This is a genomic window from Streptomyces gottesmaniae (assembly GCF_031845845.1).
In the GTDB taxonomy this organism is placed as follows: domain Bacteria; phylum Actinomycetota; class Actinomycetes; order Streptomycetales; family Streptomycetaceae; genus Streptomyces; species Streptomyces akebiae.
This window is the reverse complement of the sequence record NZ_JAVRFJ010000005.1, coordinates 16,321-33,427: the sequence shown is the minus strand read 5'-3', so window position 1 is coordinate 33,427 and position 17,107 is coordinate 16,321. Positions and strand designations below refer to the sequence as shown.

Sequence of the window (17,107 nt, the reverse complement as noted above, 5' to 3'; positions counted from 1 at the left end):
CCACGAGTCGGTACGGGGACCATCCGCCAGCCAATCGGAAGCACGGGAAGAGATGTCGGCACCGAATAAGTCGTACGACCCGGTAGAGGTCGAGGCCTTGAAACCGGAAGAGATCGAGCGCATGCGGGACGAGGCGCTCGCCGCCTTCGCCGCCGCGGACTCCCTCGACGCGCTCCAGGAGGCCAAGGTCGCCCACACCGGGGGCACCTCCCCGCTGGCCCTCGCCAACCGCGAGATCGGCGCGCTGCCCCCGCAGGCCAAGGCCGCCGCCGGCAAGCTCGTCGGCCAGGCCCGGGGCGCGGTGAACAAGGGCCTCGCCGCCCGCCAGAGCGAGCTGGAGGCCGAGCGTGACGCCCGGGTGCTGGTCGAGGAGGCGGTGGACGTCACGCTGCCCTACGACCGCGTACCGGCCGGCGCCCGCCACCCGCTCACCACGCTGTCGGAGCGCATCGAGGACATCTTCGTCGCCATGGGCTACGAGGTCGCCGAGGGCCCCCAGGTCGAGGCCGAGTGGTTCAACTTCGACGCCCTCAACATCGGCCCGGACCACCCGGCCCGGGGCGAGGCCGACACCTTCTTCGTGCAGGGCCCCGAGGGCGGCACCGAGTCCGGCGTGGTCCTGCGCACCCACACCTCGCCCGTGCAGATCCGCTCCCTGCTCGACCGCGAGCTGCCGGTGTACGTGATCTGTCCCGGCCGCGTGTACCGCACCGACGAGCTGGACGCCACGCACACCCCGGTCTTCCACCAGGTCGAGCTGCTCGCCGTGGACGAGGGCCTGACCATGGCCGACCTCAAGGGCACCCTCGACCACATGGTCCAGTCGCTGTTCGGCGAGGGCATGAAGACCCGGCTCCGGCCGAACTTCTTCCCGTTCACCGAGCCGTCCGCCGAGATGGACATGCTCTGCTACGTCTGCAAGGGCACCTCCGTCGGCAACCCCGACCGCCCCTGCCGCACCTGCTCCAGCGAGGGCTGGATCGAGCTCGGCGGCTGCGGCATGGTCAACCCGCGGGTGCTCACCGCCTGCGGCGTCGACCCCGAGAAGTACAGCGGATTCGCCTTCGGGTTCGGCATCGAGCGGATGCTGATGTTCCGCCACAACGTCGAAGACATGCGAGACATGGTCGAGGGTGACGTCCGGTTCACCCGGCCGTTCGGGATGGAGATCTGATGCGGGTCCCGCTTTCCTGGCTGCGGGAGTACGTCGACCTGCCGGCCACCGAGACAGGTCGTGACGTCCAGGCCAAGCTCATCTCGGCCGGCCTGGAGGTCGAGACGGTCGAGCAGCTCGGCGACGGCCTCAAAGGCCCCCTCGTCGTCGGTCAGGTGCTGACCATCGAGGAGCTGACGGAGTTCAAGAAGCCCATCCGCTTCTGCACCGTCGACGTCGGCACCGCCAACGGCACCGGCGAGCCCCAGGAGATCGTCTGCGGCGCCCGCAACTTCGCCGTCGGCGACAAGGTCGTCGTCGTCCTCCCGGGCGCCGAACTGCCCGGCGGCTTCGCGATCTCCGCGCGCAAGACGTACGGCCGCAACTCGCACGGCATGATCTGCTCCAGCGACGAGCTGGGCATGGGCGACGACGGCACCAAGGGCATCATCGTGCTGCCGCCCGAGACCGAGGTCGGCAAGGACGCCATCGAGCTCCTCGAACTGGTCGACGAGGTCCTGGACATCGCCGTCACGCCCGACCGCGGCTACTGCCTGTCGATCCGCGGCGTCGCCCGCGAGACCGCCATCGCCTACGGTCTGCCGCTGCGCGACCCGGCACTCCTCGACGTCCCCGGCCCGAACGCGTTCGGCCACCCCGTCCAGGTGTCCGACCCGCTCGGCTGCGACCGCTTCACAGCTCGCACCGTCACCGGTCTCGACCCCGAGGCGCGCTCCCCGATCTGGCTCAAGCGCCGGCTGCAGAAGGTCGGCATGCGTCCGATCTCCCTCGCCGTCGACATCACCAACTACGTGATGATGGAGCTCGGCCAGCCCCTGCACGCCTACGACCGCTCCCTCGTCCAGGGCACCATCGGCGTCCGCCGGGCCGAGGAGGGCGAGAAGATCGTCACCCTCGACGGCACCACGCGCACCCTGCATGCCGAGGACCTGGTGATCACCGACGAGCGCGGCCCCATCGGCCTCGCCGGTGTCATGGGCGGCGCCAACACGGAGATCGCCGACCACGACGCCACCGACGGAGTGAACGCCTCCAGCGACGTCGTCATCGAGGCCGCCCACTTCGACCAGGTCGCCATCGCGCGCACGGCCCGCCGGCACAAGCTGTCGTCGGAGGCGTCGCGTCGCTTCGAGCGTGGCGTCGACCCGCTGGCCGCGGCCGCCGCCGCCCAGCGCACCGTCGACCTGCTCGTGCTCCTCGCGGGCGGCACCGCCGACGCGGGCGTCACCGAGGTGATCGCCCCGTCGGCACCCCGCACGATCACGATCCCGGCGGACCACCCGGACAAGGTCGCGGGCGTCGAGTACGGCCGCGAGACCGTCGTACGCCGCCTCCAGGAGGTCGGCTGCGACGTCTACGGGCAGGACGAGCTGATCGTCACCGTGCCGTCCTGGCGCCCCGACCTCACCGACCCGAACGATCTGGCGGAGGAGGTCATCCGCCTCGAGGGCTACGAGAACCTGCCCTCCACGCTGCCCAAGCCCCCGGCAGGGCGCGGCCTCACCCAGCGGCAGCGGCTGCACCGCCGGGTCGGGCGGGCGCTGGCCGGTGCCGGATACGTCGAGGCACCCAACTACCCCTTCATCGGCGAGCAGGTCTTCGACCAGCTCGGGCTGGAGGCGGACGACCCGGCCCGCCGCGTCGTCAAGCTCACCAACCCGCTCAACGACGAGGAGCCCGCGCTGCGCACCTCGCTGCTGCCGGGGCTGCTGGGCGCGCTGCGGCGCAACGACGGCCGGGGCACGCACGACCTCGCCCTGTTCGAGACCGGCCTGGTCTTCCTCCCCCGGGAGGAGCAGCGCGTCGCCGTCGCGCTGCCGGTCGACCGCCGGCCCACCGACGAGGAGATCGCGACGCTGAACGCCGCGCTGCCCGAGCAGCCGCGCCACGTCGCCGTCGTCGTCGCCGGGGCCCGCGAGCAGGCCGGCTGGTGGGGCAAGGGCCGCCCGGCCGACTGGGCCGACACCGTCGAGGCCGGTCGCGCGGTCGCCCGCGAGGCCGGTGCCGAACTGGTCGTCCGCAAGGGCCAGTACGGCCCCTGGCACCCCGGGCGCTGCGCCGAGTTCCTGGTCGTCGCCGACGGCACCGAGCGGGTCGTGGGCCACGCCGGTGAACTGCACCCGCGCGTCCTCAAGGCGCTCGGGCTGCCGGCCCGGACCGCCGCGATGGAGATCGACCTGGACGCCCTGGAGCAGGTGGGGGACAGCGCCCCGCAGGCGCCGAGCATCTCCACCTTCCCGGTCGCCACGCAGGACGTCGCGCTCGTCGTCGACGCGTTCGTGCCGCACGCCGATGTGGAGGCCGCGCTGCGTGAGGGCGCGGGTGAACTCCTGGAGGGCATCCGGCTCTTCGACGTGTACGAGAACGCGGAGCAGCTGGGCGACGGGCGGAAGTCGCTGGCGTACGCGCTGCGCTTCCGGGCCGCGGATCGCACGCTGACCGTGGACGAGGCGTCGGCGGCCCGGGACGCGGCGGTCTCCCTCGCGGGCGAGCGCACGGGAGCGGTGCTTCGTAGTTAGGGCGCTCAAGGGGGCGTGGGGGTAATCCCCGGCGCCCAGGGGGCATGGGGGCATGGGGGCATGGGGGCACGCCCCTGTGCCCCCATCGCTTTCCCGCGTCACCTCACTCATTCGGGTGACAAATGTGGGTGATCGCCTCCATCCGGGCGTCCTGTGGACAGAATCGGACCGGCCTTTCTGGGCCTTACACGCTGTCCGGGCCTGATGGGGGGCCAACGGCATGATTCGAGTCAGGGCTGGGCTTCCTCGCCGGACATGGTCCCGGGGGCGAGGTCTGTTCGGCCGGCGGTCCGTCCGTGCCGGTGCCCGGGTGGTCGGAGGCGTCGTGTGCCTCGCAGCCGGCACCGGGCTGATGCTGCACGTCAGGCAGGTGATGCTGCGGGAAGTGCGGCAGGCGCGCGCGGTCGCGGGCGCCGCGCAGAGCGTGCTGCTCAGGCCGTTGCCCGCACGGATCGACGGGCTCGCCACCGCCGCCGCCCAGCTCTCCGCCGACCGGGGTGCGACCGTCGGCGGCGACCTGTACGAGGTGATCGCCACCGAGCACGGTGTACGGGTGGTGATGGGCGACGTACGCGGTCACGGTATCGCCGCGATCGGGACCGTCGCCGCCGTCCTCGGCAGCTTCCGTGAGGCCGTCCACGACGAGGTCGAACTCGTCGGCGTCCTGGCCCGTCTCGACCGTGCCCTCGCCCGGCATCTGCGGGACCGCGCCCGCACCGAGGTCACCGAGGACTTCGTCACCGTCCTCCTGCTGGAGATCACCCCCGACGGCGAACTCCACGCCCTGAACTGCGGCCATCCCTGGCCCTATCTGCTCAGCGGCGGCCGAGTGGCACCCGTCACCCGCGCCGACCCCCTGCCCCCGCTCGGCCTCTTCCCGCTGCCCGCGGAGCTGCCGGTCACGGCGTGCGGCCAACTCCTCCCGGGCGAGGCCCTGTTCCTGCACACGGACGGGGTGGAGGACGCGAGGGACAGCCAAGGGCGTTTCTTTCCTCTGGCGGACGCGCTGAGGGAAGCCGTACGAGGCCGCCCCATCTCTCCCCAGTCGGTACTCCGAGCCGTCTTCACGCAACTCCTCCGTCACGCGGCGGGAAGGCCCAAGGACGACATCGCGATACTGGTACTCCGCAACGACCGCCCACTTGTCTTCAGGGGCGCGGGGCTGCATGAATCTGCGGCTCCGCCGCGGGGCGCGACCAGCCACCAACGACCCGCAGCCGACGCCCCACCTGTCGCCCCCACCCCGTAGTCGCCCCCGTTCCGCCCGGACGGGCCACCGCACTGTACGAGGGGGAGCCGGCGGCCCGTCGGCCTCTTGGCGAGGGATGCCAGTCAACCTGTCCGAAACTCTCTGCGACAGCGCGCACACAGTCCGAATTCGGGCGTTCCCATCACACCCCGTGTGAAGAGGGAGGCGCTACGCTGCGATTCGCCGGCACCGAGCCACCGGAGGGCCTCCATGCAGCCCAACACCCTGCTCGACGCGATCCTCGACGAGGCCGGTATCTCCCACGCCGGTCTCGCCGCCCACGTCAACCAGGCGGGACGGGCCCGGGGACTGGCGCTGAGATACGAACACACCGCCGTGGCACGGTGGTTGAAGGGGCAGCGGCCGCGCGGACAGGTGCCCGACCTGATCTGCGAGGTGCTCGCCGGGCGGCTGCGCCGGACCGTCACCCTCGACGACATCGGACTCGGCGTGCCGGGCGAGGCCGCCTCCCCGCACGGCGCCGGGCTCTCCGGTTTCGTCGAGCGCGCCACCGCCCTGTGGCGCTCCGACGAGCAACAGCGCCCGCATGTCCTCGGCGCCCCCGCCGTCACCGGGACGCCCGCCGTGATGCCCGTCTGGGAGTGGGAGAACCCGCCGGAGGACGTCGACGTCTCCCGTGGCGGACGGCATCGCGTCAGCATGGCCGACATCGAGATGCTGCGCGCGGCCCGGACGCACTACGAGCAGATGTACCGCAAGGCCGGCGGCGTCGCCACCCGCACCCGGATCGTCGGGTTCCTCAACGCCGAGGCCGCGCCGCTGCTGCGGGGCAGCTACACCGACGCCACCGGCCGCCAACTGCACCGGGCCACCGGGGGGTTGGTCGCGATCGCCGGGATCTGCGCCTACGACTCCGACGCCCACGGCCTGGCCCAGCGCTACTTCCATCAGGCGCTGCGGCTGGCCAAGGCCAGCGGGGACCGGGGGCTGGGGGCGTATGTGATCGCCCTCCTCGTCAACCAGTCGCTGTTCATGCGGGAGCACCGCCAGGCCGTCGCCTTCGCCGAGGCGGCGCTGCGCACGGCCGGCCCGCACATCACTCCGGCGCTCGCCTCCGACCTGTACGCGATGCAGGCGAAGGCGTACGCGCACCTGGGCGACGGCACGAGCGCGCTGTCCTGCATCCGGCGGGCGGAGCAGGCCGCCGAGCGCATCCGGCGCGGGTACGAACCCGATGAAACCGGCTATGTCCAACCCGGCCTGGTGAACGTACAGGTGGCGGAGGCGCTGCTCAGCCTCGGTGACCTGACGGCCGCGGCGGAGCACGCCACGGCGGCCGTCGACACCCCGGCGCACGACCGGGGGCGGGTGCACCGGCTCGCGATGCTCAGCCAGATCGAACTGCGGCAGGGCAACGCGGACAAGGCGGTGGCCACCGCCGTCGAAATGGCCGAGCGGGCGCGCGGAATGGAGTCCATGCGCCTGCGTGACAGATTGCGGGCGGTACGCGAACACCTCGTGCGCAGCGACTGCGCGGGGACCTCCGAGGCCGCCGAACTCATCGACGGGGCACTGCGCGTACCGCTCTGACGCCGTCCCGGGGGCGCGGCCATGCACCGGCTGTGCGCCTGCTGTCACCAAGCTCCTGCTGCGATATTGCCACTTACTCGGCGGAAGGTGGCAGAACCGTGCAGTGGACGAAACAGAGCGAACAAATCGTGTACTCGAACCGCTGGTTCAGCGTCAATCTCGCGGATGTGGCGTTGCCGGACGGGCGGCACCTCGATCACTTCCTGATACGGCTGCGGCCTGTCGCCGTGGCCACCGTGGTCAACGAGGCGAACGAGGTGCTGCTCCTGTGGCGGCACCGCTTCATCACCGACAGCTGGGGCTGGGAGCTCGCGGCGGGCGTCGTCGAGGACGGCGAAGCCATCGCCGAGGCGGCCGCCCGCGAACTGGAGGAGGAGACCGGATGGCGGCCGGGACCCCTGCACCACCTGATGAGCGTCGAGCCCTCCAACGGGCTCACCGACGCCCGGCACCACGTCTACTGGGCCGACGAGGGCGCGTATGTCGGTCACCCCGTGGACGACTTCGAGTCGGACCGTCGGGAATGGGTTCCCCTCAAGCTCGTCCCCGACATGGTCGCCCGCGGCGAGGTCCCGGCCGCCAACATGGCGGCCGCCCTGCTCCTGCTGCACCATCTGCGGCTCGGACAGGACACCAAGCCGTGAATCCCCCGCCGTGTCCCGCCCGGGAGGCTAGCGGCCCAGCGCCTGCCAGACGGACACCACCAGGGCGCCCAGGGCCGTGAGGGCCGCCACCGCGGGCAGCGGCCAGCGGGCGTGCTCCAGGGTGACGACCCGCGTGTTGAGGTCGTCGAGTTCCTTGGCGCTCTGTTCGGCGCGATGGCTCAGCAGGGTCAGCCCTCCTTCGACGCGGGTGTGCGCCACATCCAGGCGGCGACGTAACTCTGCGAGTTCGCCGTGGTGCACCGGATGCTCGGGGTCGATGGCCACGAGTCCGCTCCTTTCTGTAGTCATCCCATCCCTTGCATGCGCACCTGAAGTCAACTCGCCTGGTGGGCGCGTGGGGAGAGTGTGCGAACGGCATATGCGAGTCCGCCGCGCACACGGTGTGTGAATACGACGGGCCCGGCACCTGATGGGGTGCCGGGCCCGTGTACGAAAGGGAACTGACCGTGCGTAGTCGGACTGTGGGGGGATCAGGCGTACGAGTAGAACCCCGAACCCGTCTTCCGGCCGAGCCGCCCCGCGTCCACCATGCGCTGGAGCAGCGGGGGAGCGGCGTACAGCGGCTCCTTGTACTCCTCGTACATCGAATGGGCGATGGAGACGATGGTGTCCAGGCCGATCAGGTCGGAGAGCTTCAGCGGACCCATCGGGTGCGCGCAGCCCAGCTCCATGCCGTTGTCGATGTCCTCGCGGCCCGCGATGCCCGACTCGAACATCCGGATCGCGGAGAGCAGGTACGGCACCAGCAGCGCGTTGACGACGAAGCCCGAGCGGTCCTGGGCCCGCACGGAGTGTTTGCCGAGCACCTTCTCGGCGAACAGCTGCGCCCGGCCGAGCGTGCCCTCGGAGGTGGTCAGCGCCGGGATCAGCTCGACGAGCTTCTGCACCGGGGCCGGGTTGAAGAAGTGGATGCCGATGACGTGGTCCGGCCGCGAGGTGGCGACCGCGAGCTTCACCAGCGGGATCGAGGAGGTGTTGGAGGCGAGGATCGCGTCCGGGCGGGTCACCACCTGGTCGAGCACCTGGAAGATCTCCGTCTTCACCTGCTCGTTCTCCACGACCGCCTCGATGACGAGGTCACGGTCGGCGAACTCGCCGAGATCGGTGGTGAAGCTCAGGCGTGCCTGGGTCCCGTCCCGCTCCGCCTCGGTGATCTTGCCGCGCTCGGCGGCCTTGGACAGGGAGTTGAACAGCCGGGTGCGGCCGATCTCCAGGGCTTCGCCGGTGGTCTCGGCGACCTTGACGTCCAGTCCGGCGCGGGCGCACACCTCGGCGATGCCCGCTCCCATCTGGCCGCAGCCCACGACTCCGACGCGTGCAATGTCTCCCGCCGGGATGTCCGTCACATCGTCCCTTTCACTGTTTTTCGTGCCTGGCAGATACCCCTGGTGGAGGCCTGCGCCAAACCTGCACGTTACCCGCGACGCCTACTGATCAGTATCCCGGGTGCCCCGTGGAAGGCTGGCCGGGAACGGTCCGCGCGCGGGCGGACAGGTGGGACGCGGTAGGCGGAGGTAATGAGGATGCATCGCAAGCCACGGATGTCACGGCGGGCCTTCTGGGCGACCGCGGCGGCGACCCTGGTGGCGGCGGGAGGGGTGGCGGCGGGCACCGCCATCGCCGGCGGCGAACCGAGCCCGCGCCGCAGGGCGGGCGAGGGTGAGCTGCGCGGCATGTGGCTGGCCACCGTCGTCAATCGGGACTGGCCCTCGAAGTCCGGCCTGACCGCCGCCGAACAGCGTGCCGAACTCCTCGCCCACCTCGACACCGCCGTGGACCGTCGCCTCAACGCGGTGATCTTCCAGGTCCGCCCCAGCGCCGACGCCCTCTGGCCCTCCCCGTACGAGCCCTGGTCGCAGTACCTCACCGGCACCCAGGGCAAGGACCCCGGCTGGGACCCGCTGGGCACGGCCGTCGAGGAGGCGCACGCCCGGGGGCTCGAACTGCACGCCTGGTTCAACCCGTACCGGGTCGCGGTCCACGCCGACCCGAGTCGGCTGGTCGCTTCCCATCCGGCCCGGCAGAACCCCGACTGGGTCGTTCCCTACGGCGGCAAGCTCTACTACAACCCCGGCATCCCCGCCGTCCGCGCCTTCGTGGAGAAGGCCATGCTCGACGCCGTGCGCAGGTACGCCGTGGACGCCGTGCACTTCGACGACTACTTCTATCCGTACCCGGTGGCCGGCCAGGTCTTCGACGACGACGCGGCCTACGACCGGTACGGCGCGGGCTTCCCCAACCGGGCGGCCTGGCGGCGCGACAACATCGACCTGCTGGTGCGGGAGACGGCGGCCCAGATCAAGGCCGTCCGGCCCGGCACCCAGTTCGGGATCAGCCCCTTCGGCGTGTGGCGCAACGCCGCGACCGACGACCGGGGCTCGGACACCCGGGCGGGCGTGCAGACCTACGACGACCTGCACGCGGACACCCGGAAATGGGTCCAGGAGAACTGGATCGACTACATCGTCCCGCAGCTGTACTGGAACATCGGCTTCAGCGCCGCCGACTACGCCAAGCTGGTGCCCTGGTGGGCGGAGACCGCCCGGGGCAGCGGGACGCGGCTGTACCTCGGCGAGGCCCTCTACAAGGCGGGCGACCCGGCCCAGCCCGCGGCCTGGCAGGACCCGGCGGAGCTGTCGGCACACCTCACCCTGGCCCGCGACTTCCCCGAGGCACGCGGACACGTCTTCTTCTCGGCCAAGGAGGTCGGCCTCGACAAGATCGGCGCGATGGCACGCGTGGTCGCCGACCATTACCAGCGGCCCGCGGAACCACCGCGCCGACGGAACCGGGGTTGACGGGACCGGGGTGCCGGAACCGCTGTACCGGGGCTGCCGCTACTCGGCGTCTCCGGGGTGACGGACGACGGTGTCGGGGCCCGGGGACATCAGCGCCTCGTGCCCGTCGTCGAACCTGACCCGGTAGGGCGGATTCCCGTTCTGGCCGAGCACCTCCAGGACCTCCGCGGTCCGGTCGTGGTGCCCGACGGTCCTGCCGTGCACCAACAGGGTGTCGCCTTTGGCTGCCTGCATCGGGGGCCTCCTCGTCTTGCACGGGAGTGGCGGTGCGTGACCTCAGTCTATTGCGGGGTGCGCCGGTCGGACCGGTCGCGTAGGGGCTCTCGGGTGGACGAGCGCTGGGTGACCGCGATGCAGACCAGTACCGCGGCGGCCGTCAGGGGCGCGGCCGGGGTGAGCTGCTCACCGAGGAGCAGCACCGACCACACCAGTGTGAGCAGCGGCTGCGCCAGCTGCAACTGGCTGGCCTTCGGTATGCCGATGGCCGCCATGCCCCGGTACCAGACGACCAGCCCCAGGAACTGCGACCCGGCCGCCACCCACAGCAGACCGGCCACACTGTGCGCGGTCAGCCGCGCCGGCTCGTGCGCCAGGGCCAGCAGCGCGCCCGGCACGCTCAGCGGCAGACAGCACACCAGGGCCCAGCCGATGACCTGCCAGCCGGGCATCACCCCGGCCAGGCGGCCGCCCTCGGTGTAGCCGGCCGCGCAGACCAGCAGGGCGCCGAAGAGACAGAGGTCGGCCGTGGTGAGGGAGCCGCCGCTCTGCGTCACGGTGAACGCGAGTACGGCGGCGGCTCCGGCGACGGCGGCCGTCCAGAAGGCGCGCGAGGGGCGGGTGCCCATGCGCAGGGCCGAGAACAGGGCGGTCGTCAGCGGGAGCAGACCGACCACGACGGCGGCGTGCGCGGTGGTGGAGGTCTGGAGCGCGAGCGTGGTCAGCATCGGGAAACCCAGCACGACACCGGCGGCCACGACCGCGAGGCCCGCCCAGTGTCGACGGGCCGGCAGCGGCACCCGCAGGACCAGCAGACAGACACCCGCGATGACGGCGGCCAGGGCGCTGCGCACGGCCACCAGTGACCAGGCGCCGAAGCCCTCCAGGCCCCAGGCGGTGGCGGGGAAGGTGAGGGAGAAGGCGGTGACACCCAGGGCTGCCTGGAGCGTGCCGCCGACGCGGTGGCCGTGGCGGAGGCTGTAGCGGTGACGGCGCGGGAGCGCGACGGGGGCGGCCTGACCGGCGACGGTGTCTCGGGTGTCGGTGCCCGGGGTGGTCGGCCGCGGCTCGGTGTCCTGCCGTCGGTCGGTGTCCACCGCTACTGATGAACCGGCGATAGCGCTACTCTCTGCTCTCATGCATGAGCGTAACAGTGTCGCGGAACTGGCGGAACAACTGCGGAAGGAGCTCGACCGCTACTCCGTGGGTGGAAAGCTGCCGTCGAGCCGGGCCCTCGTCGAGCGGTTCCGGGTGAGCCCGGTGACCGTGTCGCGGGCCCTCGCGCACCTGGCCGCCGAGGGGCTCGTGGTGACCCGGCCGGGGGCGGGCGCCTTCCGGGCCGCCCCGCGCCGGAGCGGTACGGCGCCGGTGGGGGACACCTCCTGGCAGGAGGTCGCGCTGAGCGCGGACGGCAGCGCCGAGCCGTCGCCCCGCACGGTGGACGCCTCCGGGGTGCTGGTCTCGCTCGCCTCACCGCCGCCCGGTGTGATCGAGTTCAACGGCGGCTATCTCCACCCGTCGCTGCAACCGGAGCAGGCGATGGGCGCCGCCCTGTCCAGGGCGGGGCGTCGCCCCGGGGTGTGGGCGAGGCCGCCGGTCGAGGGAGTGCCGGAGCTGCGCGAGTGGTTCGCGCGGAGCATCGGCGGAGCGATCACGGCGGCCGAGGTGATCGTCGCGGCGGGCGGGCAGTCCGCCCTGACCACCGCGCTGCGCGCCCTCGCGCCGCCCGGGGCGCCCGTGCTCGTCGAATCGCCCACGTATCCCGGCATGCTGGCGATCGCCCGGGCGGCCGGGCTGCGGCCGGTGCCGGTGCCGGTGGACGCGGACGGGGTCAGGCCCGCCCTCCTCGCCGACGCGTTCAAGGCGTCCGGCGCCCGGGTCTTCGTCTGCCAGCCGCTCTTCCAGAACCCCACCGGCGCCGCCCTGTCGGCCGACCGCAGGGGCGAGGTGCTGCGGATCGCCCGCGAGGCGGGGGCGTTCGTCGTGGAGGACGACTTCGTACGCCGTCTCGTGCACGAGGACGCGGGGCCCCTGCCGCGGCCCCTGGCGGCCGACGATCCCGACGGCGTGGTCGTGCACGTCTCCTCGCTGACCAAGGCGACCTCGCCCAGCTTCCGGGTGGGTGCCCTGGCCGCACGGGGCCCGGTCCTGGAGCGGCTGCGCGCCATCCAGGTCGTCGACACCTTCTTCGTGCCGCGCCCCCTTCAGGAGGCCGCACTCGAACTCGTAGGCTCGCCCGCCTGGCCCCGCCATCTCCGGTCGGTCTCCAGGGAGTTGAAGCTCCGGCGGGACGCGCTCACGTCCGGGCTGCGGTCGCGCCTCCCCCAACTCGCCCTGCCTCACGTCCCCTCCGGCGGCTACCACCTGTGGCTGCGCCTCCCCGACGGCACCGACGAGCCCGCCCTGGTCGCCGCCGCCCTCCGCGCCGGTGTCGCCGTCACCCCCGGCCGCCCCTACTTCAGCGCCGAACCCCCGGCCGGCCACCTGCGGTTGAGCTTCGCGGGGGTCGCGGGCGGGGGCGAGATCGCGGAAGGGGTGCGGCGTCTGGAGGAGGCCGTAAACGGTTCGACAGCGGGCGGCCGGCCTGCGAACGTCCTGCCATGAGCGACGAGTCGAACCCTGCCGCCCCGAAGGGCTACGAGATCTCCGACGATCCCGGACGCATCGATGTCGGACGGGTCCACCACTGGCTGTCCACCGACGCCTACTGGGCCCTCGGACGCGCCCGCGAGAAGCAGGAGAGCGCGATCCGAGGATCACTCAACTTCGGGGCGTACGAGGTGGCTTCGGGGGAGCAGGTCGCCTACGCGCGGGTGGTGACCGACCGGGCCACGTTCGCCTGGCTCTGCGACGTGTACGTCGACCCGTCCGCGCGCGGGAACGGGCTCGGCACCGCGCTCGTCGCGGCCGTGCGTGAGCACCTGCGGTCGTACGGGTTGCGGCGCGTCCTGCTCGCCACGCACGACGCGCACGGCGTCTACGCGAAGCTCGGCTTCGAGCCGCTCGCCAAGCCCGACCAGTGGATGGCGCTAATGTTCGACTGAGGGGCCCGGGGGCGGCGGCCAGGGCCCGAAAGCGCGGGACGGAGTACCTCGCAACGCGGGACGGAGAGCCCCGGGTAACTCCTGAGTAACGCCTCTTGACCAGCGCAGAACCCCGTTCCACCATCGCCGCATGCATCTTCGGGTCACGTTCGTCGCCGCCGCGCGCTGCTCCTCGCTGCTCGCGGAGCGTTTCGAGGACGACCGGCCGCTGGACCAGGCGGGCTGGGACGAAGTGCAGCGCGCCGCCCATGAGCTGGTGCCGCTGGCGGCGGCCGAGCTGCGCTACTGCTCGCCCACGCCCCGCAGCCGGGCCACCGGGGACGCCCTCGGCTACGCGCCGCTGGCCCAGCCCGCGCTGCGGGACTGCGACATGGGCCGCTGGCGCGGTTTCACGCTGGGCGAGGCCATGGCGCGGGAGCCCTCGGCCGTGGACGCCTGGCTCGCCGACCCGCACGCCACCCCGCACGGCGGCGAGTCGCTGGTCGGCTTCATCTCCCGCATAGGCGGCTGGCTCGAGACCCGTCCGGTGGGCGAGGGCGGCCGTATCGTCGCGGTGGCCGAGCCGTCCGTGCTGCGCGCCGCCCTGGTCTACGCGCTGAAGGCCCCGCCGTCGTCGTACTGGAACATGGACATCCGTCCCCTGTCGACGGTCACGGTCGCGGGTCACGCGGGCCGCTGGAACCTGCGGTTGGGCGCGCCGCAGTAGACCGAGGGGCGCCGGTCGGCGGGTCACGGGTGTAGTCGGTGATCAGGAGCTGGTCCTTCGTGGGGCCGCCGACCCGCCAGATCGTCCGCCAGCGGGCCTCGTCGTACACCTCGAACTCGCCCCGGTAGAGGTCGGCGACGCAGGGGTGGGCCGCGCGCCACCGGCCGGTGGTCAGATCCAGGTCGTGGAAGAGGCGGCCGTCGGCGAAACGGACGTCCGCCGTGCCGGGCGACGCCCCCGGCAGGAAGCGCAGCGTGCGTTCGGCGGGGCGACGCACGCCCTGCCAGACGAAATTTCCGGTTTCCCGGTGCAGCAGGCCGCCGTCGTCCAGCGGGCTGAAAACGGTCGTCCCGCGGAACTCCCCCCGGGCGCCACTCGCGAGATCCCGCACGGACCGCAGGACCCGCCATGCCCCGAAGAGGTGGGCGAGGACATCGGGAACTGGCAGGAAACCGCTCATCCGTCCTTCCTTTCCGAGACTTTCGGTGCTGTGCGACCCGTTGACGCTGTCTCGGTCACCTCCCTATCTTGCCGTTCGAAGTGCTGATCATCGTCTGGCATTTCGAACATTCTCCACAGTCAGACTGCCATGCACGCCATGCAACTCCCTGCACCTCATGACCCCCACCCCGAGCCGCGGAGTATCCATGTCACGCAGTACCCGCACCCGTTGGAGACTCGGCCTCACCGCCACCGCCTTCCTGGTGGCCGCCGCATCCGTCCCGGCCCCCGCGCACGCCGAGGACGTCACCGACTACGCGATCACCGTCGACCCGGCCGCGAGGGGCGCGAAGATCGACGACACGATGTACGGCGTCTTCTTCGAGGACATCAACCGGGCCGCCGACGGCGGTCTGTACGCCGAACTCGTGCAGAACCGGTCCTTCGAGTACTCGACCGCCGACAACCGCGACTACACCCCCCTCACCTCGTGGACCGTGGACGGCGCCGCGCAGGTCGTGAACGACGCCGGCCGGCTCAATGAGCGCAACCGCAACTACCTCTCGCTGACCGCCGGTTCGGCCGTCACCAACGCGGGCTACAACACCGGCGTCCACGTCGAGGAGGGCAAGAAGTACGACTTCTCGGTGTGGGCCCGCGCCGACAGCCGCACCGCGCTGACCGTCACCCTCCAGGACGCCGACGGCACGCTCGCCGAAGCCCGGCGGGTGGCGGTCAAGGGGGGCTGGGCCAAGTACCGGACCTCCTTCAAGGCGACGCGGACCAGCTCCGACGGCCGTCTGACCGTCGCCTCCGCCGACGCCGTCGCCCTCGACGAGGTGTCCCTGTTCCCGCGCGACACCTACAAGGGGCACCGCAACGGCCTGCGCAAGGACCTCGCCGAGAAGATCGCCGCACTGAAGCCGGGCTTCGTCCGCTTCCCCGGCGGCTGCCTCGTCAACACCGGCTCGATGCAGGACTACAGCGAGGCCTCCCACTGGGAGCGCAAGCGCTCGTACCAGTGGAAGGACACCATCGGCCCGGTGGAGCAACGCGCCACCAACGCCAACTTCTGGGGCTACAACCAGAGTTACGGCCTCGGCTACTACGAGTACTTCCAGTTCTCCGAGGACATCGGAGCCATGCCGCTGCCCGTGGTGCCCGCCCTCGTCACCGGCTGCGGCCAGAACAAGGCCACCGACGACGAGGCCCTGCTCCAGCGGCACATCCAGGACACACTGGACCTCATCGAGTTCGCCAACGGGCCCGTGACCAGCACCTGGGGCAAGAAGCGGGCGCAGATGGGCCACCCCAAGCCCTTCCGCCTCACCCACCTCGGCGTCGGCAACGAGGAGAACCTGCCGAACGAGTTCTTCGCCCGCTTCCAGAAGTTCCGGGCCGCCATCGAGGCGAAGTACCCGGACATCACGGTGATCTCGAACTCCGGCCCCGACGACACCGGCACCACGTTCGACACCGCCTGGAAGCTGAACCGCGAGGCCGACGTCGACATGGTCGACGAGCACTACTACAACAGCCCGCAGTGGTTCCTCCAGAACAACGACCGCTACGACTCCTACGACCGCGGCGGCCCGAAGGTCTTCCTCGGTGAGTACGCCTCCCAGGGCAACGCTTTCAAGAACGCGCTCTCCGAAGCCGCGTTCATGACAGGCCTGGAGCGCAACGCCGACATCGTGAAGCTGGCCTCCTACGCGCCGCTCCTCGCCAACGAGGACTACGTGCAGTGGCGCCCCGACATGATCTGGTTCAACAACCACGCGTCGTGGAACTCCGCCAGCTACGAGGCGCAGAAGCTCTTCATGAACAACGTCGGCGACCGTGTGGTGCCCTCGACGGCCACCGGCACACCGGCGCTGACCGGACCGATCACCGGAGCCGTGGGCCTCTCCACCTGGGCCACGACGGCGGCGTACGACGATGTGAAGGTGACCTCGGCCGACGGCTCGGCCCTGTTCACCGACGACTTCGGCCAGGACGCGTCGAAGTGGAACCACACCGGCGCCGGGAGCTGGAGCGTCCAGGACGGACAGTACGTGCAGAGCGACGTGGCCGCCGAGAACACCATGGTCACGGCCGGTGACCCCGCCTGGCACGACTACGACCTCAAGGTGAAGGCCACCAAGAAGTCCGGCAAGGAGGGCTTCCTCGTCGCCTTCGGCGTCAAGGACACCGGGAACTACTACTGGTGGAACCTCGGCGGCTGGAACAACACCACCAGCGCGGTCGAACAGGCCGTCGACGGCGGCAAGTCCTCGCTGATCTCCAAGCCGGGCACGATCGAGACCGGCCGTACGTACGACGTCGAGGTCAAGGTGCGCGGCCGGCAGGTGACCCTGCTGCTGGACGGCAAGGAGTGGGGGAGCTTCACCGACGACAAGCCGGCGGAGCCGTTCCGGCAGGTGGTGACGCGCGACGCGAAGACGGGCGACCTGATCCTGAAGGTCGTCAACGCGCAGGGCGTGGCCGCGCGTGCGGCGATCGACCTCGGGGGTGCGAAGGTGCGCTCCACGGCACGCGTGACGACGCTGACGGCCGCGCCGGACGCGGTGAACACGGAGACGGACACGCCGGTGGCGCCGGTGAAGTCCACGTTCAGCGGGGTGGCCGAGGAGTTCAACTACACGTTTCCCGCGAACTCCGTGACCTTCCTGAGGATCAAGAAGCGGTGAAGGCGGCAGGCGCCTGGGCCTGGTGAGCTGGGTGCGGGTGTGCGGGGGCCGTTC

The 17,107-nt window shown here is 71.4% G+C and carries 15 protein-coding genes; 10 read left to right on the top strand and 5 right to left on the bottom strand.

Features of this window, described 5'->3' with window-relative positions; translation table 11 throughout:
• The first annotated feature begins 52 nt into the window (after positions 1-52).
• From pheS to RM704_RS07580, 5 genes are all read left to right on the top strand, one after another.
• On the top strand, positions 53-1,174 hold the full coding sequence (gene pheS, locus RM704_RS07600; protein ID WP_033531711.1) for a phenylalanine--tRNA ligase subunit alpha: 1,122 nt from the start codon (positions 53-55) through the stop codon (positions 1,172-1,174).
• The gene (gene pheT / locus RM704_RS07595; protein WP_033531712.1) at positions 1,174-3,693 is read left to right on the top strand and encodes a phenylalanine--tRNA ligase subunit beta; all 2,520 of its coding nucleotides are present in this window, start codon (positions 1,174-1,176) and stop codon (positions 3,691-3,693) included. Before pheS ends, pheT begins: the two co-directional genes overlap by 1 nt.
• Before the next feature lie 325 nt (positions 3,694-4,018).
• Entirely contained in the window at positions 4,019-4,942 is a 924-nt protein-coding gene (locus RM704_RS07590; protein WP_033531745.1) for a PP2C family protein-serine/threonine phosphatase, read from the top strand.
• A 210-nt stretch (positions 4,943-5,152) separates the two neighbouring features.
• Positions 5,153-6,493, top strand: a complete 1,341-nt coding sequence (locus RM704_RS07585) for an NsdA family TPR-like regulatory protein (RefSeq protein ID WP_033531713.1) — start codon at positions 5,153-5,155, stop codon at positions 6,491-6,493.
• A gap of 98 nt (positions 6,494-6,591) precedes the next feature.
• Entirely contained in the window at positions 6,592-7,137 is a 546-nt protein-coding gene (locus tag RM704_RS07580) for an NUDIX domain-containing protein (RefSeq protein WP_033531714.1), read from the top strand.
• 27 nt (positions 7,138-7,164) lie between these two features.
• On the opposite strand, the gene RM704_RS07575 is transcribed toward RM704_RS07580, so the two are convergent.
• Positions 7,165-7,422, bottom strand: a complete 258-nt coding sequence (locus RM704_RS07575) for a hypothetical protein (RefSeq protein ID WP_046916210.1) — start codon at positions 7,420-7,422, stop codon at positions 7,165-7,167.
• 206 nt (positions 7,423-7,628) lie between these two features.
• Positions 7,629-8,504, bottom strand: a complete 876-nt coding sequence (locus RM704_RS07570; protein ID WP_078937462.1) for a 3-hydroxybutyryl-CoA dehydrogenase — start codon at positions 8,502-8,504, stop codon at positions 7,629-7,631.
• 177 nt (positions 8,505-8,681) lie between these two features.
• On the opposite strand from RM704_RS07570, the gene RM704_RS07565 reads away from it, so the two are divergent.
• Complete coding sequence (locus RM704_RS07565; RefSeq protein WP_311590278.1) at positions 8,682-9,956, top strand: glycoside hydrolase family 10-like protein; 1,275 nt, start codon at positions 8,682-8,684, stop codon at positions 9,954-9,956.
• 39 nt (positions 9,957-9,995) lie between these two features.
• Here the strand turns inward: RM704_RS07565 and RM704_RS07560 are convergent, their stop codons facing one another.
• Both RM704_RS07560 and RM704_RS07555 read right to left on the bottom strand, forming a co-directional pair.
• A complete protein-coding gene (locus RM704_RS07560) occupies positions 9,996-10,190 on the bottom strand; it encodes a DUF1918 domain-containing protein (RefSeq protein WP_033531718.1) in 195 nt (64 codons plus the stop codon).
• Between the two features lie 47 nt (positions 10,191-10,237).
• Complete coding sequence (locus RM704_RS07555; RefSeq protein ID WP_052146480.1) at positions 10,238-11,311, bottom strand: DMT family transporter; 1,074 nt, start codon at positions 11,309-11,311, stop codon at positions 10,238-10,240.
• Between RM704_RS07555 and RM704_RS07550 the strand changes: the two genes are divergently transcribed.
• From RM704_RS07550 to RM704_RS07540, 3 genes are all read left to right on the top strand, one after another.
• Positions 11,310-12,776 carry an aminotransferase-like domain-containing protein gene (locus RM704_RS07550; RefSeq protein WP_033531719.1) on the top strand — a complete coding sequence of 489 codons (1,467 nt, stop codon included), beginning with the start codon at positions 11,310-11,312 and terminating at the stop codon, positions 12,774-12,776. The two genes, RM704_RS07555 and RM704_RS07550, sit on opposite strands and share 2 nt — an antisense overlap.
• Positions 12,773-13,216 (top strand): GNAT family N-acetyltransferase, encoded by a 444-nt coding sequence (locus RM704_RS07545; RefSeq protein ID WP_033531720.1) that lies wholly within the window; start codon positions 12,773-12,775, stop codon positions 13,214-13,216. The genes RM704_RS07550 and RM704_RS07545 overlap by 4 nt, the downstream gene beginning before the upstream one ends.
• Before the next feature lie 130 nt (positions 13,217-13,346).
• The gene (locus RM704_RS07540) at positions 13,347-13,922 is read left to right on the top strand and encodes a histidine phosphatase family protein (protein WP_033531721.1); all 576 of its coding nucleotides are present in this window, start codon (positions 13,347-13,349) and stop codon (positions 13,920-13,922) included.
• On the opposite strand, the gene RM704_RS07535 is transcribed toward RM704_RS07540, so the two are convergent.
• Positions 13,867-14,382 (bottom strand): DUF6314 family protein, encoded by a 516-nt coding sequence (locus RM704_RS07535; protein ID WP_052146481.1) that lies wholly within the window; start codon positions 14,380-14,382, stop codon positions 13,867-13,869. The genes RM704_RS07540 and RM704_RS07535 overlap by 56 nt on opposite strands.
• Before the next feature lie 187 nt (positions 14,383-14,569).
• Here RM704_RS07535 and RM704_RS07530 point away from each other — a divergent pair, with 187 nt between their 5' ends.
• Positions 14,570-17,053, top strand: coding sequence for an alpha-L-arabinofuranosidase family protein (locus tag RM704_RS07530; protein WP_033531722.1), 2,484 nt, complete (start codon positions 14,570-14,572; stop codon positions 17,051-17,053).
• The last annotated feature ends 54 nt before the right edge of the window (positions 17,054-17,107 follow it).